This window comes from Providencia sp. PROV150, assembly GCF_028481025.1.
GTDB lineage: Bacteria > Pseudomonadota > Gammaproteobacteria > Enterobacterales > Enterobacteriaceae > Providencia > Providencia hangzhouensis.
In genome coordinates, this window is sequence record NZ_JAMPPJ010000030.1 from 16,243 (window position 1) to 36,628 (window position 20,386).

Genomic DNA, 20,386 nt, shown 5'->3' on the forward strand with positions numbered 1-20,386 from the left:
TGGGCAAGGTGAATACGCAAAGTCAGGAGAAAAATCATGGCACAAGCCGTTTATAATGAATCAATCGCTCATCAAATCGAACAGCAAGGTGGGGTAGAACCTTACTTATTGGCGCAGCAACAAAAAGGATTATTGCGTTTTTTAACCTGTGGGAATGTGGATGATGGTAAAAGTACCTTAATCGGCCGTTTACTGCATGATACCCGCCAAATATACCAAGATCAGCTGTCAACTTTGCAAAGTGACAGTAAGCGGATAGGGACTCAAGGGGAAAAGCTTGACCTTGCTTTGCTGGTGGATGGCCTTGCTGCTGAACGTGAGCAGGGGATCACAATCGATGTGGCTTATCGTTATTTTTCAACAGAAAAACGCAAATTTATTATTGCGGACACCCCCGGTCATGAACAATATACGCGCAATATGGCGACAGGGGCATCAACTTGCTCACTTTCTATTTTGTTGATCGATGCTCGAAAAGGGGTACAGGAGCAAACACGTCGACATAGTTTTATTAGTACATTGCTTGGGATTCGCCATCTTATTGTCGCCGTCAATAAAATGGATCTGGTGGATTACAGTGAAGCCATTTTTGAAAAAATAAAACAAGATTACCAAAAGTTTGCGATGGAATTGCCTGTGGATTTAAAGGTATGGTTTGTACCTATCTCTGCTCTAGATGGCGATAACATTGTAAATTCAAGTGATAATTTTAAATGGTATCAAGGCGATACGCTATTATCGATATTGGAAAATGTTCAAGTGGAACAAAAAGCCTCGGAGCAAGCTTTGCGTTTCCCTGTGCAATATGTGAACCGCCCAAATTTGGACTTTCGCGGATACAGCGGGACATTATCATCAGGTGTCGTGGAAGTGGGGCAAAAGATTAAAGTGTTGCCCTCTGGCGCCATCTCAGCAATCAAAGAAATTGTGACATTTTCAGGGTTACAAGATTTCGCTGTGCCGGGGGAAGCAATTACATTAGTGCTTGAGGATGAAATTGATATCAGTCGTGGCGACTTAATTGTTGCACAAGATGAAACCTTACAAAGCACACAGCATGCATCTGTTGATGTCGTGTGGATGTCTGAGCAGCCGTTAGTTCAAGGCCAACAACTTGATATTAAAATTGCGGGAAAACGCAGTCGGGCAAAAGTAGAAAATATTCAATATCAAGTAGATATCAATAATTTAACGCAGAAAGTGGCGACAGAGCTACCATTGAATGGTATTGGTTTAGTCGAATTTTCCTTTGATGAACCATTGTTACTGGAAAACTATCAACGCAATGCAGACACTGGCGGAATGATTTTTATTGATAGATTAACAAATGTGACCGTCGGAGCGGGTTTAGTCCGCGAAACACAAGCCCCTGTCTTTGAAAAAAATAGTAATTTTAGTGAATTTGAAATAGAGCTAAACAAATTAGTCCGCCGCCATTTCCCACATTGGGGTGCACGTGATGTTTTAGGTGGGAAATAATACGGATGACAAAAGAAAACCATATTGTTTGGCACCAACACGCGGTAACTCGCCAATTACGCGAAAGTAATAATGGCCATAAAGGTGCTGTGTTGTGGTTCACCGGGTTATCAGGTTCTGGGAAATCAACATTAGCGGGGGCAATAGAGAACCAACTTACGTCCATGGGAATGAAAACCTACTTGTTGGATGGCGATAATATTCGCCATGGTTTATGCCGTGATTTAGGATTTAGTGAGGCTGATAGACAAGAAAATATCCGTCGAGTGGGAGAGGTGGCGAAGTTAATGGTCGATGCGGGGTTAATTGTTGCGACTGCCTTTATCTCACCTTTCCAATCGGATAGACAGAAAGTTCGTGACTTGTTTGAACCCGAGCAATTTTTTGAGTTGTATGTGGATACCCCCGTAAATGTTTGTGAACAGAGAGACCCTAAGGGGTTATATCAACAAGCACGAGAAGGGAAAATAAAACAATTTACTGGGATTGATTCCCCTTATGAAGTACCACAACATCCTGAGCTGCATCTGGATGGTCAACAACCTATTTCGGATTCTCTTTCCCAAATCATTGCGCTTTTATTGCGCAATCATGTCATTCAGCTAGATTATTAATACAGCTAAAATACCTCCTTTATTTTATTCGATGGTAAAATAAGGCGGTATTTTGCGTATTCAAACCCGACTTAATCTGACTTTTTATCACAATTTCAGTATCACAGTAGCGTCAATCGTTGAGTTATGGGATGATTAGCAAATCATTTCAGGGGGCAAGATGGGTAAATTAACGCTACTATTAATTGCGATATTAGCTTGGTTACAGTATTCCTTATGGTTAGGCAAAAATGGCATACACGACTACGTACAAGTCAAAGATGATGTCGCCGCTCAGGAAATTGTAAATTCGCGTTTAAAAATGCGTAATGAACAGCTATTCGCTGAAATCAACGACTTAAATGATGGCCAAGATGCGATTGAAGAACGAGCTCGAACTGAGCTTGGGATGATCAAACCAGGGGAATCATTTTATCGGATGGTTAAAGAAAGTAATAACCAGAAATAGACATAATAAAATGATGTCAAAATAGTATACCCATTAGCCTGATAATTTCTGATGTAAGAATTCAACAATGACAAATCCAAATCATGCCCCAGAAAACAATCTCCCTCAAATTGTTGCACTGATTCCTGCTGCTGGGGTAGGTAGCCGTATGAATGCCGAGTGCCCAAAACAATATTTGCAGGTTGCAGGTAAAACGATCATTGAACATACCATAAGCGCATTGCTCGAAAATGATAAAGTGCAAGAGATTGTGGTTGCTTTGAGTGCAGAAGACGATTATTTTCAGCAGCTTGCAATTTCTAATGACCCACGAGTAACGACGGTTATTGGTGGCAAAGAACGTGCTGATTCAGTATTAGCAGGTCTGGATTTTTTAATCACTAACCCCAATTTTTCAGATTGCTGGGTATTAGTGCATGATGCGGCGCGTCCCTGCCTCCATCAATCAGATTTAAATGAAATTATTCAATTAGCAGCGGAAAAAAATTGTTGTGGTGGGATCCTCGCAGCCCCCGTACGCGACACCATGAAACGCAGCTCAATAGCGAGTCAATTAATTGACCACACTGTTGAACGTGAAGCGTTATGGCATGCGCTCACACCACAATTTTTTCCGTTAACATTATTACGGGACTGTCTAAGTAAGGCCTTGAAAGAAAACGCTGTGATCACAGATGAAGCTTCTGCGCTAGAGTATTGCGGCCACCAACCAGTGTTAGTTGCTGGCCGCGCTGATAATTTAAAAGTGACGCGCCCAGAAGACCTCACTTTAGCGGAATTTTATCTTTCAAGAATGAACAATTAAGGAAAAAAAATGAGAATCGGACACGGTTTTGACGTACACAAATTTGGTGGCGAAGGCCCTATTATCATTGGTGGTGTGCGTATCCCTTATGAACAAGGTTTGCTCGCGCACTCTGACGGTGATGTGGTATTGCATGCGTTAACTGATGCAATTCTCGGCGCTGCTGCATTAGGGGATATTGGTAAATTATTCCCTGATACTGACCCAGCATATAAAGGGGCGGATAGCCGAGTCTTATTGAGAGACGCGTTTTGCCATGTGCGTGCCAAAGGGTATCGCATTGGTAACATTGATATTACCATCATGGCACAGGCACCAAAAATGTTGCCACATATCGCGCAAATGCGTGTGAATATTGCCGAAGACCTTGAGTGCCACATGGATGATGTCAATGCGAAAGCGACCACAACCGAGCAATTAGGTTTTGTGGGGCGTAAAGAAGGCATTGCCTGTGCTGCAGTTGTTCTTTTAATAAAAGATAATAGTAATGAAAGTAATGAATGTTCAGTACCTGCATGGTAAGCCATTGTCTTCTGGCACATTAAAAAGTGTCCCAGAAGATTTTATCGTCAAAGAAGATTTAGGCTTTGAGCTAGATGGCGAAGGCGAACATGTTATGGTTCGTGTGGAAAAAACAGGCTGCAATACGGTGTTTGTTGCTGAACAACTAGCAAAATTTGCTAAAATTTCAGCGAGAGCGGTCAGTTACGCAGGTTTAAAAGATAGGCATGCAGTAACGGAGCAGTGGTTTTGCCTGCAAATGCCAGGTAAAGAAACACCTGTTTTTTCGACTTGGCAACTCGAATGCTGCCGAATACTGGCTGTCACTCGGCAAAAACGCAAATTACGTATTGGTTCCTTGAAAGGAAACCAGTTCGAAATAACCTTGCGTGATATTTCAGATGCAAAAGACGTTGAGCAACGTTTACAGAAAGTTGCATTATCAGGGGTGCCTAATTACTTCGGTGAACAACGTTTTGGGCGCGATGGGCAAAATTTAACGCAAGCGTTGCGTTGGGCAAACCAAGAAATCAACGTACGTGAACGCAACAAGCGTAGTTTTTATCTTTCTGCTGCACGTAGTGCAATGTTTAATCATGTGGCAAGTGAACGTATTGCAAATAATACCGCTCAACACGTAATGTTGGGTGATGCGCTGCAATTAACCGGCAGAGGAAGTTGGTTTGTCGCGACACAAGATGAATTTGCTACATTGCAACCTCGCTTGGAGTCCAATGAATTAAGTATTACTGCGCCATTACCAGGTGATGGGGAATTGGGTACTCAGGATGAAGCACTGGCATTTGAAACCCAGTGTTTAGAGGATTATCAACCCTTTATCTCTTTAATGCAGCGCGAACGAGTTTCTTCAGCTAGACGGGCGGTAGTTGTTAAACCACAAAATTTACAGTGGGAATGGTTGGATGACTCGACGGTAAAACTGAATTTTTTCTTAAACTCGGGTTGTTTTGCAACCAGTGTTGTGAGAGAAATTATTAATCAAAATGGGCAGGATAATGTCGATGCTAAAGATTTTATTGAGTAATGACGATGGGGTAAATGCGCCGGGGATTCAAACCCTTGCGGCTGCGCTACGCCAATATTATCATGTTCAAGTGATTGCGCCTGACCGCAATCGGAGTGGGGCTTCGAACGCATTAACATTAGATAAACCACTTAAAATTCAGACGCTAAGTAATGGTGACCTTGCTGTACAAGAAGGCACACCGACAGATTGCGTCTATATTGGGGTGAATAAAGTGGTACGTCCACGCCCTGATATTGTTGTATCTGGTATCAACTGTGGCCCTAATTTAGGGGATGATGTTATTTACTCAGGCACGGTTGCAGCGGCAACGGAAGGCCGCCACTTAGGTTTACCTTCAATTGCGGTATCGCTAGATGGCGAAACGCATTACGAAAGTGCCGCTAAAGTGACATGCGATATTTTAGCGCTCTTACAGAAGAACCCATTGCGAGCAGGCAATATTTTAAATATAAATGTACCTGATATCCCGTACGAAGAGATTAAAGGAATCAAAGTCACTCGTTGTGGCAGCCGTCACGCCGCCTCTGAGGTGTATAGTTTAGAAGACCCGAAAGGGAATACACTGTATTGGTTAGGGCCTGTTGGTGAAATTCGTGATGCCAGCCCTGGAACGGATTTTGAAGCTGTGCAAAATGGCTATGTTTCCATCACCCCATTACAAGTTGATCTAACCGCTTATAAAGCACATTCATTAGTAGAAGAGTGGCTCGAAAAATCAGGAGTGTCAGTAAAATGAAAACAGGGCTCATGAAAGAACTTTTGGCTCAATTACGCCAACAGGGAATTCACGATGAGCGCCTATTAGATGCCATTTCACTCGTTCCTCGGGAACGGTTTGTGGATGAAGCGCTCTCCCATAAAGCCTATGACAATATCCCATTACCTATTGGGCATGGGCAAACTATTTCTCAGCCGTATATTGTTGCTAAAATGACGGCGCTATTGGCTTTAGCTCCGAATGATCACGTTCTTGAGATAGGGACAGGCTCAGGGTATCAAACAGCAGTATTGGCACACTTAGTTAAACATGTTTTTTCTGTTGAGCGGGTGAAGAGCTTGCAATGGGCTGCAAAACGGCGTTTGAAACAGCTTGATTTACATAATGTTTCAACGCGTCATGGAGATGGCTGGGAAGGTTGGCAATCTAAAGGGCCTTTTGATGCTATTATCGTTACTGCGGCACCAACAGAAATACCGGCTCTATTATTAGGGCAATTAAAAGATGGCGGGCGAATGGTTTTACCTGTCGGTGATAAAGAACAAGCATTGAAGCTAATTACTCGACGTGGTAATGATTACCATACTAATGTTATTGAAAAAGTCCGTTTTGTCCCATTGGTTGCCGGTGACCTCCTTTAACCTATTTGTAATGGTATTTAATCAAAGTCTGATTATTTTTATAATTGATTTAAATAAAATATCATTGCAAAGGTTCTATTAACCCAAATAGCAGTAAAACTATTCCAAATATGATATTTTACCCAGCTGAATTTGGGTGAATAGCTTAAAGCGTTAGGTCATACTCTCAAATTGTTATATTTTTAATATATTTAACTTGTTCACTATTTTGTATTTCTGCTTTAATAAGTGAAATATTTTATGATAACTCTATTGCTGACATTGTTTTGAATTGTCGCGTCAGATTTTTCTTCACGGGAGAAGAAGCATGAAAATTGTTAGCCCTATAAGCAGAATTCGATGGGCCGTCATCTTTTCATTTAGCGGAGCGCTATTGGCAGGTTGTTCTACACCGTATCATACAGCGGCACCTATTTCGAGTGTGAATGATAGCCAGTCTAGCCAACAGACGGTGCAAAGGACGACACCGGCCTCGTCATCAAATACGGGTATGAGCACGGCAATGCCGTCGTCTCGTCCAAATTTATCAAGTAATACTAACACTCAGCCTGTAAGCCGTAGTTCAGCGCCAGTAACAACTAATGGTGAAGGGCGCATTGTATACAACCGTGACTATGGCAGTATTCCAAAAGGCAGTTATAGCGGTAATAGTTATACGGTGCAGCGTGGTGACACATTATTCTATATTGCATACTTAACCGGTAATGATTTCCGTGAGTTAGCATCGAGAAACAATATTCCAGAACCTTACAGCCTAAATGTAGGGCAGGTTATTAATATTGGTAACACAAATGTGAACTCGAACACTCAATTAGCGGCAAATTCATCAAATAGTCATCAGCAAGCGGTTGATCTTCGAACAACTAATGAGTATCCTGCAAACAGTGGTGGTCAAACTTCAGGTAAGATGTTGCCTAATAATAAGAAACCTGCAACGCAAGTTTCAACGACAACAACAACCTCGACAGCAACCGCTTCTACCGCAGTCAGCAGTACGAATAATTCGTCAATAAAATGGCGTTGGCCAGCTGAAGGGAAAATGATTGAAGGTTTCTCTGATGCTCAAGGCGGGAACAAAGGGGTAGACATAGCCGGTTCTCGTGGTCAAGCTGTGCTTGCTGCTGCGCCAGGAAAAGTCGTTTACGCAGGTAATGCTTTGCGTGGATACGGAAATCTAATAATTATAAAACATAACGATGACTATCTAAGTGCTTATGCTCACAATGATACGTTACTTGTGCGTGATCAGCAGGATGTCACTGCGGGTCAAAAAATAGCCACTATGGGTAGTACTGGAACTAGTTCGGTTAGACTACACTTTGAAATTCGTTACAAGGGAAAATCAGTAAACCCGTTGCGCTATTTGCCGCAACGATAAACTGGGCAGAGTGCTTTGACATTCTGTCCGCATTATCTAGGGTAGGAGTCACTGATGAGCCAAAGTTCGCTGAAAGTTAACGAGTTATATAATGACCTCGATGAAAGTAATTTAAATGACACTTTTGACGAGAGTCAGTTTAAAGAAGAGGATCTGGTTACTGAGCTAGATGACGAAATGGATTTACTCCAGAACACAAATCAACGTGTTCTGGATGCCACTCAAATTTATCTTAGTGAGATTGGGTTCTCACCACTCCTTACAGCAGAAGAAGAAGTTTTCTATGCAAGACGTGCATTGCGTGGAGATATTGCATCACGACAGCGCATGATAGAAAGCAACCTTCGTCTCGTTGTAAAAATATCACGTCGTTATAATAATCGAGGTCTCGCATTACTCGATTTGATAGAAGAAGGAAATCTTGGGTTGATTCGTGCTGTTGAAAAGTTTGATCCTGAAAAAGGGTTTCGCTTCTCGACGTATGCAACGTGGTGGATCCGTCAAACGATCGAGCGCGCGATTATGAACCAAACTCGAACCATTCGTCTTCCTATTCATATCGTTAAAGAACTCAATATTTACCTTCGTACTGCACGTGAATTAGCCCAGAAGTTGGACCATGAGCCAAGTCCTGAAGAGATCGCTGAGCAGCTAGATAAACCTGTCGAAGATGTCAGTAGGATGTTACGTTTAAATGAACGTATCACATCTGTTGATACGCCAATTGCAGGGGACTCAGAGAAATCTTTGCTTGAGGTATTGTCTGATGATAATGATTCAGGTCCAGAAAATACAATTCAAGATAATGACTTAAAAGAGAATATTGTTAAGTGGTTATATGAATTGAACCCAAAACAAAGGGAGGTTTTAGCACGACGTTTTGGGCTTTTAGGCTATGAAGCTGAAACTCTGGAAGAAGTTGGCCGTGAAATAGGGTTAACAAGAGAACGTGTTCGCCAGATCCAAGTAGAAGGTTTAAAGCGATTAAAAGATATTTTACATGGAGAAGAGCTGACTCTGGAGTCGCTATTTAATATGTAGGGTGTTGATTAGATAGTTAAAGTCCCTATAAGCTAAGGTTTATAGGGACTTTTTATATGTAAATAATAGAGAACAAGCTTAGTTAATGGGGACACCACTATGAAATTTAAAATCATCATCAGGTGTTGAAATTAATTCAGCTTCAATAATACCAAAATAATTAACTCGCTCAGTAATATCTTGTTTGCTAATTAATTGTGCTAAGTGCAAATAATCTTGATAGTGGCGAGCTTCTGAGCGTAATAATGAAATATAAAAATTTGCCAGCTGCTCATCAAGAAATGGGGCGAGTTTAGCAAAACGCTCACAAGAACGTGCTTCGATATAAGCTCCAATAATTAGCTTATCAACTAAGGTTTTTGGATCATGGGGGTCGACATGGCTCAACAACCCTTTAGCATAACGGCCTGCAGTGATGCCATCGTATGGAATATTACGTTCATGCATAATCTCTAGAACTTGGTAAAAATGATGAAGTTCCTCTTTGATTAGCAGGACCATTTTATCAATTAAATCTTGGCTATAAGTTGATTGTTTTTTTGCCAATATCTGTTTAGAAACCTGATTTTTGTTTCTTAATGTATGGATGTCACCAATTCTGTCATAAGCAAATGATTCATAAGGTTTAAACCATTCAAGTAGTACTGCAGCACTGTCTTTATCGACGGCATACTTGCGAATTAAAAACATCGCACTTTGCGCGGCTTTTAATTCGCATAATAAATGGTCTTTTAAGATAATGGGCAAGTTTTCAGGCAAACTCGCTTTTTTTACCCACGCATCAGGCGTTTCACATTGCAGAAACTGCCTGATTGGTGTGAGTAATTGCGCATACTCATCCATGTTAGTTATCCATATCCTTTAACCGATAAATCCAATCTAGGGCTTGGCGCGGAGTGAGTTTATCGGGATCAATTTCAGCGAGAGCAGTTAATACTGGTGATGGTTCGACATCTTCTGTGGTTAAAAAGCTAAGCTGAGCGCTATCCACATGGCTCGCATTGGCATTGTTTGAGATCACTTCGAGTTCTTTAAGCTTTTGTTTCGCTCGTTTAATCACATCTTTTGGCACGCCTGCAAGAGAAGCGACAGCAAGGCCATAGCTTTTGCTGGCGGCGCCGTCTTGAACATTGTGCATAAAGGCAATGGTATCACCGTGCTCAATAGCATCGAGGTGAATATTGACCGCACCTTCGAGTTTTTCAGGTAGTGTTGTTAATTCAAAATAATGCGTAGCAAATAAGGTCATTGCCTTGATTTTATTAACTAAATTTTCAGCGCAAGCCCAAGCAAGGGAAAGACCATCATAGGTTGAAGTCCCGCGACCAATTTCATCCATTAGCACTAAGCTATGTTCTGTCGCATTGTGAAGGATATTGGCGGTTTCTGTCATTTCAACCATAAAGGTGGAACGGCCAGAAGCAAGGTCGTCAGAGGCTCCAACACGAGTAAAAATACGGTCGATTGGCCCTATTACTGCCTTGCTGGCAGGAACAAAACTGCCGATATACGCTAATAAGGTAATCAATGCAGTTTGGCGCATATAGGTACTTTTACCGCCCATATTTGGACCAGTAATAATTAATAGGCGACGTTGTGGTGATAGTGATAATGGGTTAGAAATAAACGGCTCGCTAAGCACTTGTTCTACAACAGGGTGGCGACCCTCGGTTATTTGGATACCCGGTTTTTCAGTCAGTTGTGGGCAAGCATAGCCTAGAGTTTGTGCTCTCTCCGCAAGGTTGGCTAGGACATCTAACTCAGCGAGTGCTTCAGCACTAGTTTGCAGCGCAGCAAGATGAGGCAATAGCATATCAAACAGCTCATCATACAGCGCTTTTTCAATAGCTAATGCTTTTCCTTTTGATGTCAATACCTTATCTTCATATTCTTTGAGTTCAGGAATAATATAGCGTTCGGCATTTTTTAACGTTTGGCGACGGACGTAATGGATAGGCGTTAAATGGCTTTGACCGCGGCTAACTTGAATATAGTAGCCATGAACCGCGTTATAACCGACTTTTAGGGTATCGATCCCCAGTTTTTCCCTTTCACGAATTTCGAGTCTATCGAGGTAGTCGGTTGCCCCATCAGCAAGGGCGCGCCATTCATCGAGTTCACTGTTATAACCCGGGGCAATAACTCCGCCATCACGTACCAATACAGGTGGCGCATCAATAATGGCTTTTTCAAGTAAGTCTTGTAACTCATCAAATTGGCCAATACGATTTTGAAGATCTTGTAAATACGAACAACTTGATTGGCTCAGTATTTGATGAATATCTTGGTATTGCTGGAATGCGTAACGCATACGGGTTAAGTCACGTGGACGAGCGGAACGCAGTGCTAAGCGTGCTAATACCCGTTCTAAATCGCCGATCTGACGCAAAAATGGTTGTAATCCAAAGCCGCATTCTTGCAATGCACTAATAGCTTGTTGGCGGTTATTTAATACTTGAATATTACGCAATGGGGTATGTAGCCAACGTTTTAGCATACGGCTGCCCATTGGGGTTACACACATATCCAAAATGGCGGCAAGTGTGTTTTCTGTACCACCTGCAAGGTTTTGTGTGATTTCTAAATTGCGACGAGTTGCTGCATCCAAAATGACATTATCATTTTGTTTTTCCATCACAATACTGCGAATATGGGGCAGTGAAGTACGTTGTGTGTCTTTTACATATTGTAATAAGCAGCCCGCGGCTCTGAGCGCTTTATGGGCATCTTCAACCCCAAAACCGATTAAATCTTTCGTACCAAACTGTAAACCGAGCTGTTGTTTTGCAGTATCAAGCTCATATTCCCATAATGGGCGGCGACGTAAGCCTTTATTGTGTTCAATTAATGCCATACTGGCGAAGTCTTCAGGGTATAGAAGTTCGGCAGGGCGAGTGCGTTGAAGCTCAGCTTGTAATGCTTCTTCGTCGGCAATTTCACTGATAATAAAACGACCAGAAGTGATATCTAATGTGGCAAACCCGAAGCCTTGTTGGTCTTGCCATACCGCAGCTAATAGGTTGTCTTGCCTTTCATTTAATAGCGCTTCATCGGTGATAGTACCCGGCGTGACAATACGTACTACTTGGCGCTCAACCGGCCCTTTACTGGTAGCAGGGTCGCCAATTTGTTCACAAATGGCGACGGATTCACCCATTTGTACTAATTTGGCTAAGTAGCCCTCGGCAGCATGGTGGGGAACGCCGGCCATAGGGATCGGCTGCCCTGCAGATTGTCCCCGTTTGGTGAGGGAAATATCCAACAATTGAGACGCTTTTTTAGCATCATCAAAAAACAGTTCGTAGAAGTCACCCATGCGATAAAACAGCAGTATGTCTGAATGTTGTGCTTTTAGTTTTAGATACTGCTGCATCATAGGGGTGTGAGATTCGAAACTTTGCTTATCAGTCATAATGTTGTCTGTTTAACGTATTGAGTTAACTAAATTCTGTGAGTGTATTCGACGATTATTTTCAGAGACTAAAATACCACAAATCGCAAGAAATGAGAGTAGGCAAACGTGTTAGCCATGCAATTCTCTATAGTATGACGTGATTATCACAGGGACAATGCATGTTTGGTGATAAATGGTCTGAATTATGTATTAGTGATACAAAGGAAAATCGATGACTAAAAATGAAATTTATGTCGGAATGTTGTTCTGGATTTTACCTCATATTAGGAATATGCAAATTCAAGATAAAAATTTAGACTGCAAGATAAATCTTATTACTATGAGTCTGAACTCGTGCGAGAAATTGATAGTCTAGGCGCTAAGGCTAAAGCGGGCATGTATTATGTGAACTGTCAGCGGCCTATGAGTTTGCAATCGGTCTAGAATATTTCGATGATAGTTTTGCTAACCCTGTATTATTGGCGAAATCTAGCTTGCAGCAAGCCAAGTTTAAACTAGTCAGTACCCGCCATTTAGACGATAACGAACTTAAGAGATTTTTAGCGTAGTTGCCAAGTTCTGCCTATGATTTTGTATCAGAAATGCTGGAACATTGGAAATTAAAAACAATAGAGCTACGCGAAAGCATAAATCAACTCATTGACAAGTATCTAAAAATAGGAAAGAAAAATGGGTATGGGCTTTCTGTCGTGAATGCGGTTGGGCAGCCATTCAATACCACAAAGAGAAAAACAAAAAATGAGGAGTGGAAGGCGTGGCGTCGTGATGTGACGTAAATTACTTGCCCATATGATTCAAGGCTTACAGAGCAGAGCAGTTTATGATTATGTAAGCTCGCATAGCGGTGTTTGTGCGCTAGAACACGATGGATTTGTGAGCTTGCATAAGCTGTCTGATGGTGATTGGCAGTATCCATACTTGGAGATAGTACTGAAGCATGGTTGTTAGTAGTGAATTAAAATTAAAATAGTTTTTTATAGATGAAATAGTAAATCTATCTAATAATAATCTACCTTACAGTTTGATTATTATTTTTATGGGAGTTATTATTTAATTAAATTAATCTAATGTGAGTTAATTTAAACTAAAAATATCAATAAATCAGTTGATAATACATCTAAAAGCTAATGGTTTTTTACTTAAATATCACTATATTATGGAAAATATATGGATGCTAAAATTTTCTCGTTAGAGTCTCAGAAAAACAAAATTTATGATAAAAGAATCAGAAAATATTTTGAAGAAGTTTATAAAAGTTATGCTAACGATTGTTATAGATCAGCAACGGTAATGCTTTGGTCTGTAGTTGTATGCGATATAATATTCAAGCTTCAAGAGCTACAAGATGTTCATAATGATAAAGTTGCAGAGAAAATATTATTAGAAATTAAAGTATTACAGGAAGATGATCCATACTCACCAAAGTGGGAAAAAGAACTTATTAAAAAAGTTTTTGAAAGAACTCAGTTACTAGATACGGCTTCTAACCATAAAATTTTATTGATACAAGAACATAGGCATTTATCAGCTCATCCAGTAATTAGCGATGAAGATACCTTGTTCGAGCCAACACAGGAAATGATAAAGAGTGATATACGAAATGGTATTGAAGTAATATTAAGTAAACCTCCATTTATGTCTCAAAAAATACTCTCTACATTTGTGTCAGATCTTGAAAGGGTAAAAGATTTATTTCCATCTGATATGGCCCTTAAAAAATATTTAGACGCTAAATATTTTAAATCTATGAATAAAAATGTTTTTGTTAAAATATTTAAAGGGTTATGGAAGTTCTCATTTAGATCTGAAGATGCAAAACCTGTAGAGAATAGAGAAATAAATACCAGAGCACTACAACTAATATTTGAAAAGGAAAGGAAAATTATACTGGATTCTATTAAATCAGAACCAATTTATTATTCTAGTCTTTCAACAAATGATGATGCAGTGAAATCACTCATTGAATTTATTTCTATGGAAAAAGAAATATATGATGCTTTAGATGATTCAGCTAAGGAAATCATAAAGCCAGTATTAAAAAATAATTTATCTTATTTTGGTATTGCTTTTTTTATTTCTGATTCACCAGAGGAACATGTAAAACTAGTAACGAAAGTAATTATTGAGAAATATCATAAAGAGTATGGGGATAAAGGTAATTTTCTCAATCCAAAGCACTTTGAAATTTTTAAACGTGTTTGTAATGAACTAGGTTTGGCATCAGAGTTTTTAGATTATGGTATTGCGTGTTTTATAAGTAGTTCTGATTTCGAACGAGCAGACATCTATTTTGATAGAGATATTAATAATAATTTAGAAAAATACTCAGTAGCGCAAATGAAAGTACTTCTGGATGGCACAAATAAGAATAATCAATGTTATTGGCGAAATCGTTCTAGAAATGGAAGTGATTCCATAAAAATATTACAAACAGCTAAAAAAATTATGCCTGATGGATATGATTTTTCTATTTATAGCAACCTTCCTTTTGAAAAAATAGATGATAAGTTAGAAGAGGACTCTGGAGAAAAATAACGATTTGACTTTTTGATGCATACCCTCGGCTCTTATAGCGGGGGAATATAACCCTCAGAGATTCCAGATTATTTAACTTTATTTTGTAAGTTGTTAATATGTTTACGTTGTTAAGTTAAGTCAATCCCACTTGGTCTTATTAACTTATTACTAGTTGGAATAAAACAACGATGACAGAATGCACTACCACCCGTTTGATGTGAGACTACCATGAAAAAGAACGAATTAATTCAAGCAACAAGACCAACTCGTACTCAACTCACTCGTTCGGTAGCAACCTCTACAGCGATTGAAACAGGGCAGGAGTCTCGTCGCTTTGAAGAAGAGATGAAAGCAAAGCGTGAGAAATTTGGGCATTTGAAACTGGCGATTTAGCTTTCTTTTAAGGCTCCATTAATCCAATATTTCATGGGGTCATAGTTAAGGTTTAACCCTGCGTGGATTGCTGCAATGTACTGCTCGGGGTGTTGGATCCAACTTTCATAGTCTAACGGCTGAAACCCTGCTTGTACTGCCATCACATCAGCGAGTAGCCGCGATAAGCGCCCATTTCCTTCCCTAAACGGATGTATCAGAATTAACTCCACATGTACTGTTGCAATCGCTTCTATGACGCGCTTTCTGCTTATATTAGTGCAGGGTGCGTACTTCGCTAGATATTCTTTCTCGAATTGAGCAAGCAACTTTGCAACATGACCCGCAAGGGCAAACATAAAGCCACCCTTGCTAATATTCACCGTACGTAACTGACCAGCCCACTCGTAAACATTCCCTAGCCATTGACGGTGCCAACGCTGAATAAGTGATATGGTAAATTATGTAATATCTCCTCTTTGAACTAATATAAGTCGCCGAGGAGTATTTTAGTTACTGCGCTAATTTTTTCAGTTTTTCAACTTGTTCGGCGGTGACGGGTTTACCTTGTCCTCCCCACTCAGCGCGCGCCCATGAAATTAAATCTGCCATTTCTTGTGGTGTTAAATCATCGGCAAAACTTGGCATTGCATACATACGCTGCCCGTTCGGGAAGGTGGTGGTTGGAATACCGGTTAATACCACACTGATAAAGGTTTCAGGGCTGTCCATGGCTAGGATGGCATTACCTTTTAACGCTGGAATGCCATTTGGTACACCTTCTCCGGTGATCCCGTGGCAACCTGCACACGTAGACATATACATCAAGCGACCAGTTTCCATTATTTGACTGACATCACCCACTTCTGGTGAGCTTGCCTCCGGTAATGGCGCTGGTGGGGCTTTGGCTCCGAGTATTTTTCCTTGTTTATCGGTCATCAAATAAATCGCCATGTCATCAACATCGCTTTTTTTCATCTGACTAGTAGAAAAATGAGTCACTGTGCTCATGTCTGCAAATGCAGAGCCTTGTGGGGCATTGCCCGTCAGTAAAAATTGGCTCAAAGAGGCGGTATCGTAGCCATGTTTGGAAAGCGCTTCTGCTGTGATATCAGGGATCGCTAAGCCCGCTTCTTCACCCCCTTGAAGTGACCGTGAAAACTCGACACCCATCATTAAGTTACGCGGTGAGTGGCAAGCACCGCAGTGTGCCAAACCTTCGACAATATATGCACCACGGTTCCATTCTGCAGAGCGTTGCGGGTCATGGGGTGCATTTTGTTTAGGAAAATTAAGCAAAGTCCAGAAGTTCATAAATGGGCGAACGGGTAGGACAAAGACACCTGTATTTTCTTTGTTTGGCACGGCTATTGGTGGAAGCGACATCACATAAGCATATAGTGCATCAATATCTTCCGATGTGGTCATATGGGTAAATACAAACGGCATCGCAGGGTAGAGATTACCTCTTTCTTTGCCAATTCCGTCTTTCAACGCACGATGGAAATCAGCGCGGGTATAGTTACCAATACCAAATTGTTTATCAGGCGTTATATTCGTGGAGTAAATGGTACCAAAAGGGGTTCCGATAGCACGCCCCCCCGCAGCCAATGGCCCTTCAGGTAATGAGTGGCAACCAAAGCAATCCCCAGCGGTTGCCAGTTCTTGCCCTCTTGGCAATAATTTGGCGACTTCTTCTGAGGTTAGCGGTTTATCTAAATCAGGGCCGATACTGGAGGTACGAAAAGCGCCAAACAGGATCGCAAGCATTAATATTATGAATAATAAGATAATAATATAAATGCTTTTACGTAGAGAGCTGGATTTAGCCATGATGTTTCTCCCTAGTCGATCACGCAGCCAGGAGTGTCGAGAGCGACTTTCCTCACAGCTTCATAATAGCGTACATAACCTGTACAACGGCAGATATGCTCATTGAGAGCCTCTTCAATCGCATGTTCGAGTTGGTCTCGTTTCACTGGATTTTTCTTCAGTTTATCAAGAAACACCGTTGCACCTGTGACAAAACCGGGAGCACAATAACCACATTGGAACGAAAAGTTTTCGATAAAAGCTTGTTGAATTGGCGTTAATTCAACAACTTTGCCTTGTTCATCCAGTTTGGCTTGCCCTTCGATGGTAACAATATTTTTATTGTTGAAATAATGGGCACCAAAGATACAAGTCCGGCTTTCAACCGTTGTGCCATCGGGCTGGATTTCCATAATGGTACAAGCATGGCAAATCCCTTGTCCGCAACCAAAGTGGGTGCCAGTGAGGTCTAGGTATTCATGTAGAAACTCAATCATTGGCATCCCAACAGGGACATCAATAGGACCAATTTTTTGGCCGTTAATGGTCAGTGTTAGTGGCTTGCGCTCAATAATCGGAACGGCATTGTTGATTTTCATGAGAGTGCCTTTTTAATTTTATCTACCGTAATAGGGAATTCATAGAAACGCTTGCCTGTTGCATGGGTTAATGCATTGCTCGTCGCAGGTAAGATTGGGATCATCCCCAGTTCTGCCATGCCTTTGGGTGGCGAAGTTTCTGAAAGTGGTGGTAAGTAATCAATGGTTTGCTGCCAAACGGCAACATCTTTAGCGCGTGGCAGAACATAGCGGTTAAAGTTCCATGTTCCGTTACCTGGACCATCTTCATAGAGTGGTAACTCTTCCATCAAGGCATGGCCGATACCCATTGCTGTACCCCCTTGAATTTGCCCTGAAACCAGTTCAGGAACAATCATTGTGCCCGGGTCCATAATCATATGGTGGCGCATGATATCGACCTCACCCGTCATGGTGTTGACGTTGAGCTCGACTAAACAAGACGCAGGCGTGACCGTTGTTGGGTCCGCTTTGGCGCGTTGTGTTGGTGGGTAGTAGGCAATTTTACGTTTAATAAAATGGTAACCGCCAGTTGTCATTTGTTTTTTCAATTCTTGTGGTGCACCCTCGCCATAACGAACGGATATTGCATCGAGAGGGAGATTTTTCAAACCCACAGTTGGGATATCGAATTCTGCGCGAGCCCACTGCCAGCTGGAATAACCGTGAACAGCAACCCCAGTGATGAGCCCCATCTCATGGGCTCTTCTGGCTAAAATGTCAAAAGGAATGGGCTTCATTCCGCCACCGCCAATACCATCTGGGCCAACGCGAATATCGGCAAATTCAACATTTAAGCCGTTGAACGCACCGCCGCCGGGGCCTTCACTCCAAATGCTTTTAGCCGCAGGCCAGAGGGTATTTTCCAATAAAAAATGGCCAGCTTGGCGCGTACCGAACCCAATGTAGTAAACACCACTTGATGAGCTCATGTCAGGTATTAGAGCGGGTGTCCAATAGGGATCAGTTTTGGATAATTCATCTTGTTTTTTCTGGTCGGCCCAACTGGTTTTAAGCGGTAGTTCTTCAAACTCAGTCACCCCAAACTCAACGACATCAGGGGCTTTGCTGAGTGCTTGCCATACCATCACTTGCTGTGCGGTTGTGCCACCGGTGCCAATCTCTTGCATACAATGGCGCATTGTTAGCTTGCCATTGGCATCAAATTCAAGAGAAAGAATCGTTGGAACACCGCTAGACCCATAAACTTGCTGCACCTGTGCAAAGCCAACGCCGTATAACTTACCGGGGTTTTTCGCTTCATAATCGGCTTTATTTTTCTCACGATCGACCCAAATCGGGTGTTTTTCCGCAAGATTTAACATTTCAACGTTGCGCGGGTCACCGGCTATTACACCACCTTGTGTATTTGGATAACCTTCTAAAATGGCATTACGGCGGCGCAGTTCAATCGGGTCAATATTAAGATTATGAGCGATTTCATCCACCATCAATTCAGTGATTGCCATCGACTGCAAGGAACCAAAACCACGCATTGACCCCGCTTCGACAGCCGGAGTGGCCATGGCGAGAGCAGTGAGGTCAGATTTAGGGAAGTAATAAATAGACTGAGCACCGCGCACTGCTACGTGAGATACGGCAACGGAGAGGTTTTCACGACCGCCGCCATTACAGTTATAAGTGCCTTTTAATACATCAAACTTACCCGTTTTTTTATCACCAATAATGGTGACATCCATCTCAATGGAGTGGCGTTTCATTCCCATTTGGAATTGTTCATAGCGGTCATTTGCCATGCGAACAGGTAAGCCATCAGCATAGAAACTAGCGACCATCGAATAAAAAGGAAAAACCGAATAGTCTTTTGAGCCGTAACCAACAGTAGAACCGGTTAATAACACAATGTTTTCGACGGAAAAATGTTTGTTGTGTTTAGATAGCTCAGCAGCAGCATTAACTACACCAGCAGGAGACTGTGTCGCGGTTAAGATATGCAGTGTTTTGGTTTGCGCGTCATACCAAGTATTACAGTTATCTGGCTCCATCGCGCAAGGGTCAATGGATTGTGAAAAACCATGGCGCTCAATCACAAACTTATCAGGGTTTTCGCGAGCCGCTGCGATTTCTTGCTCAATTTGCCGCGCGTAATCCATCGCTTTTTCTTGTTTATCAGGGCTTTTTTCTGCCTGATGAAGGGCTTGAATAAAGCCACCGCCACGATCTTTACGGATCACTGGGGGAATAGAAATGGCGTGCTTGGGGTCATAAGGTGGCCAAATAGGCGTATTGCCATCGAACCCGCCTTTAATACCTGAATCTTGATAAGGGGAAAAAATAGAAGGCGAAAGTGGTGTGTCACCACCGATACGCACGTACCGTGCTGCACCGTAGTTAGCGGGCGGTTTTGGCCCTGTCACCGTTCCGTATTTTACGGTGTTTGTGGCAAAGCGTAACATCCGCTGTGCTGCACTATATTTATCGAAATCATGATAAATCAAGATAGCAACTGGGTGGCCAATAATCGGCGGTGTGTCCCCTAAAGGAACTAAAATATTGGTGCCATAGAAGCCTTTCCCCATACTGGTATCTTGGGGAATATTTAAGCCATCACGGATAAGGTCTTCTTGTAAAACAACTTTATCAGGTTGTAGATTTGGCCCTAACATTGAAATATCAATGCCTTCAAAGGTTTTATCTGCCTCTGTCGCTTTTAACATAAAGGCATAACTTTGTTTTTTTGGCCAGCCGGGGATGTCTTTAGCGCGGTAATCACGAGCAAAATTTTTACGGCCAGTGACTTTTTCAACGCCATCCCAACGAAAACGTGCTTTACCGTTTTGACCAATCCAATCCGTTGATGGGGCGTCAGAATCGAGCTCCATTGCTATTGCAAAAGGGAGTTTGCCGACCATAACAGCAATGCCCGCAATAGTGCCTAGTTTGATGAAATTGCGTCTAGAAATATGTCCCGACATGTTGTGCTCCCTGATTATATTTTTAGGGTTTTTATTATGAGCAATGGAAGTAAATAATATTTTTTAGTCATTCATTATAAGAT

General features: G+C 41.7%; 18 protein-coding genes and 1 pseudogene. 13 read left to right on the forward strand and 6 right to left on the reverse strand.

All coding sequences use genetic code 11. The features are described from left to right. Nucleotides 1-36 precede the first annotated feature (36 nt). The 10 genes from cysN (at nt 37) to rpoS (ending at nt 8,673) form a co-directional block, all read left to right on the forward strand. Nucleotides 37-1,479 (forward strand): sulfate adenylyltransferase subunit CysN, encoded by a 1,443-nt coding sequence (gene cysN, locus PSE83_RS18260; RefSeq protein WP_112307812.1) that lies wholly within the window; start codon nt 37-39, stop codon nt 1,477-1,479. A gap of 5 nt (nt 1,480-1,484) precedes the next feature. Further along, nucleotides 1,485-2,093 carry an adenylyl-sulfate kinase gene (cysC, locus tag PSE83_RS18265; protein ID WP_004260739.1) on the forward strand — a complete coding sequence of 203 codons (609 nt, stop codon included), beginning with the start codon at nt 1,485-1,487 and terminating at the stop codon, nt 2,091-2,093. 160 nt (nt 2,094-2,253) lie between these two features. Next, nucleotides 2,254-2,541 carry a cell division protein FtsB gene (ftsB, locus tag PSE83_RS18270; RefSeq protein WP_004260736.1) on the forward strand — a complete coding sequence of 96 codons (288 nt, stop codon included), beginning with the start codon at nt 2,254-2,256 and terminating at the stop codon, nt 2,539-2,541. Nucleotides 2,542-2,608: 67 nt separating this feature from the next. Then, nucleotides 2,609-3,346, forward strand: a complete 738-nt coding sequence (gene ispD, locus PSE83_RS18275; RefSeq protein WP_004260733.1) for a 2-C-methyl-D-erythritol 4-phosphate cytidylyltransferase — start codon at nt 2,609-2,611, stop codon at nt 3,344-3,346. A 9-nt stretch (nt 3,347-3,355) separates the two neighbouring features. Then, nucleotides 3,356-3,868 carry a 2-C-methyl-D-erythritol 2,4-cyclodiphosphate synthase gene (gene ispF / locus PSE83_RS18280; protein ID WP_004260732.1) on the forward strand — a complete coding sequence of 171 codons (513 nt, stop codon included), beginning with the start codon at nt 3,356-3,358 and terminating at the stop codon, nt 3,866-3,868. Beyond that, nucleotides 3,834-4,892, forward strand: a complete 1,059-nt coding sequence (gene truD / locus PSE83_RS18285; RefSeq protein WP_164564707.1) for a tRNA pseudouridine(13) synthase TruD — start codon at nt 3,834-3,836, stop codon at nt 4,890-4,892. Before ispF ends, truD begins: the two co-directional genes overlap by 35 nt. After that, nucleotides 4,870-5,631 (forward strand): 5'/3'-nucleotidase SurE, encoded by a 762-nt coding sequence (surE, locus tag PSE83_RS18290; RefSeq protein ID WP_004260729.1) that lies wholly within the window; start codon nt 4,870-4,872, stop codon nt 5,629-5,631. Before truD ends, surE begins: the two co-directional genes overlap by 23 nt. Continuing rightward, nucleotides 5,628-6,254, forward strand: coding sequence for a protein-L-isoaspartate(D-aspartate) O-methyltransferase (locus tag PSE83_RS18295; RefSeq protein ID WP_004260727.1), 627 nt, complete (start codon nt 5,628-5,630; stop codon nt 6,252-6,254). Before surE ends, PSE83_RS18295 begins: the two co-directional genes overlap by 4 nt. 307 nt (nt 6,255-6,561) lie before the next feature. Beyond that, the gene (gene nlpD, locus PSE83_RS18300) at nt 6,562-7,632 is read left to right on the forward strand and encodes a murein hydrolase activator NlpD (RefSeq protein ID WP_004260725.1); all 1,071 of its coding nucleotides are present in this window, start codon (nt 6,562-6,564) and stop codon (nt 7,630-7,632) included. Nucleotides 7,633-7,686: 54 nt separating this feature from the next. Next, entirely contained in the window at nt 7,687-8,673 is a 987-nt protein-coding gene (rpoS, locus tag PSE83_RS18305; RefSeq protein ID WP_004260723.1) for an RNA polymerase sigma factor RpoS, read from the forward strand. Between the two features lie 78 nt (nt 8,674-8,751). Here rpoS and miaE read toward each other — a convergent pair whose 3' ends face one another. Together miaE and mutS are read right to left on the reverse strand one after the other, a co-directional pair. Beyond that, nucleotides 8,752-9,516 (reverse strand): tRNA isopentenyl-2-thiomethyl-A-37 hydroxylase MiaE, encoded by a 765-nt coding sequence (gene miaE / locus PSE83_RS18310; protein ID WP_164564709.1) that lies wholly within the window; start codon nt 9,514-9,516, stop codon nt 8,752-8,754. A gap of 1 nt (nt 9,517) precedes the next feature. Further along, a complete protein-coding gene (mutS, locus tag PSE83_RS18315; RefSeq protein WP_164564711.1) occupies nt 9,518-12,085 on the reverse strand; it encodes a DNA mismatch repair protein MutS in 2,568 nt (855 codons plus the stop codon). Between the two features lie 584 nt (nt 12,086-12,669). Between mutS and PSE83_RS18320 the strand changes: the two genes are divergently transcribed. The 3 genes from PSE83_RS18320 (at nt 12,670) to PSE83_RS18330 (ending at nt 14,998) form a co-directional block, all read left to right on the forward strand. Continuing rightward, entirely contained in the window at nt 12,670-12,864 is a 195-nt protein-coding gene (locus PSE83_RS18320; RefSeq protein ID WP_172766846.1) for a hypothetical protein, read from the forward strand. Nucleotides 12,865-13,255: 391 nt separating this feature from the next. Beyond that, nucleotides 13,256-14,623, forward strand: a complete 1,368-nt coding sequence (locus PSE83_RS18325; RefSeq protein ID WP_272661014.1) for a hypothetical protein — start codon at nt 13,256-13,258, stop codon at nt 14,621-14,623. 210 nt (nt 14,624-14,833) lie between these two features. Continuing rightward, nucleotides 14,834-14,998 carry a hypothetical protein gene (locus PSE83_RS18330; protein ID WP_172766848.1) on the forward strand — a complete coding sequence of 55 codons (165 nt, stop codon included), beginning with the start codon at nt 14,834-14,836 and terminating at the stop codon, nt 14,996-14,998. Here the strand turns inward: PSE83_RS18330 and PSE83_RS18335 are convergent. From PSE83_RS18335 to PSE83_RS18350, 4 genes and pseudogenes are all read right to left on the reverse strand, one after another. Continuing rightward, nucleotides 14,995-15,435 (reverse strand): annotated as a pseudogene (locus PSE83_RS18335) (Fic/DOC family protein); the annotation flags it as partial. The gene PSE83_RS18330 and the pseudogene PSE83_RS18335 overlap by 4 nt on opposite strands. 55 nt (nt 15,436-15,490) lie before the next feature. Continuing rightward, nucleotides 15,491-16,810, reverse strand: a complete 1,320-nt coding sequence (locus tag PSE83_RS18340) for a cytochrome c (protein ID WP_272661015.1) — start codon at nt 16,808-16,810, stop codon at nt 15,491-15,493. Nucleotides 16,811-16,821: 11 nt separating this feature from the next. Further along, nucleotides 16,822-17,388: a (2Fe-2S)-binding protein gene (locus PSE83_RS18345; RefSeq protein WP_004260707.1), complete on the reverse strand. Its 567-nt coding sequence runs from the start codon at nt 17,386-17,388 to the stop codon at nt 16,822-16,824. Beyond that, nucleotides 17,385-20,303 carry a xanthine dehydrogenase family protein molybdopterin-binding subunit gene (locus PSE83_RS18350; protein ID WP_110592290.1) on the reverse strand — a complete coding sequence of 973 codons (2,919 nt, stop codon included), beginning with the start codon at nt 20,301-20,303 and terminating at the stop codon, nt 17,385-17,387. The genes PSE83_RS18345 and PSE83_RS18350 overlap by 4 nt, the downstream gene beginning before the upstream one ends. Nucleotides 20,304-20,386: the final 83 nt, after the last annotated feature.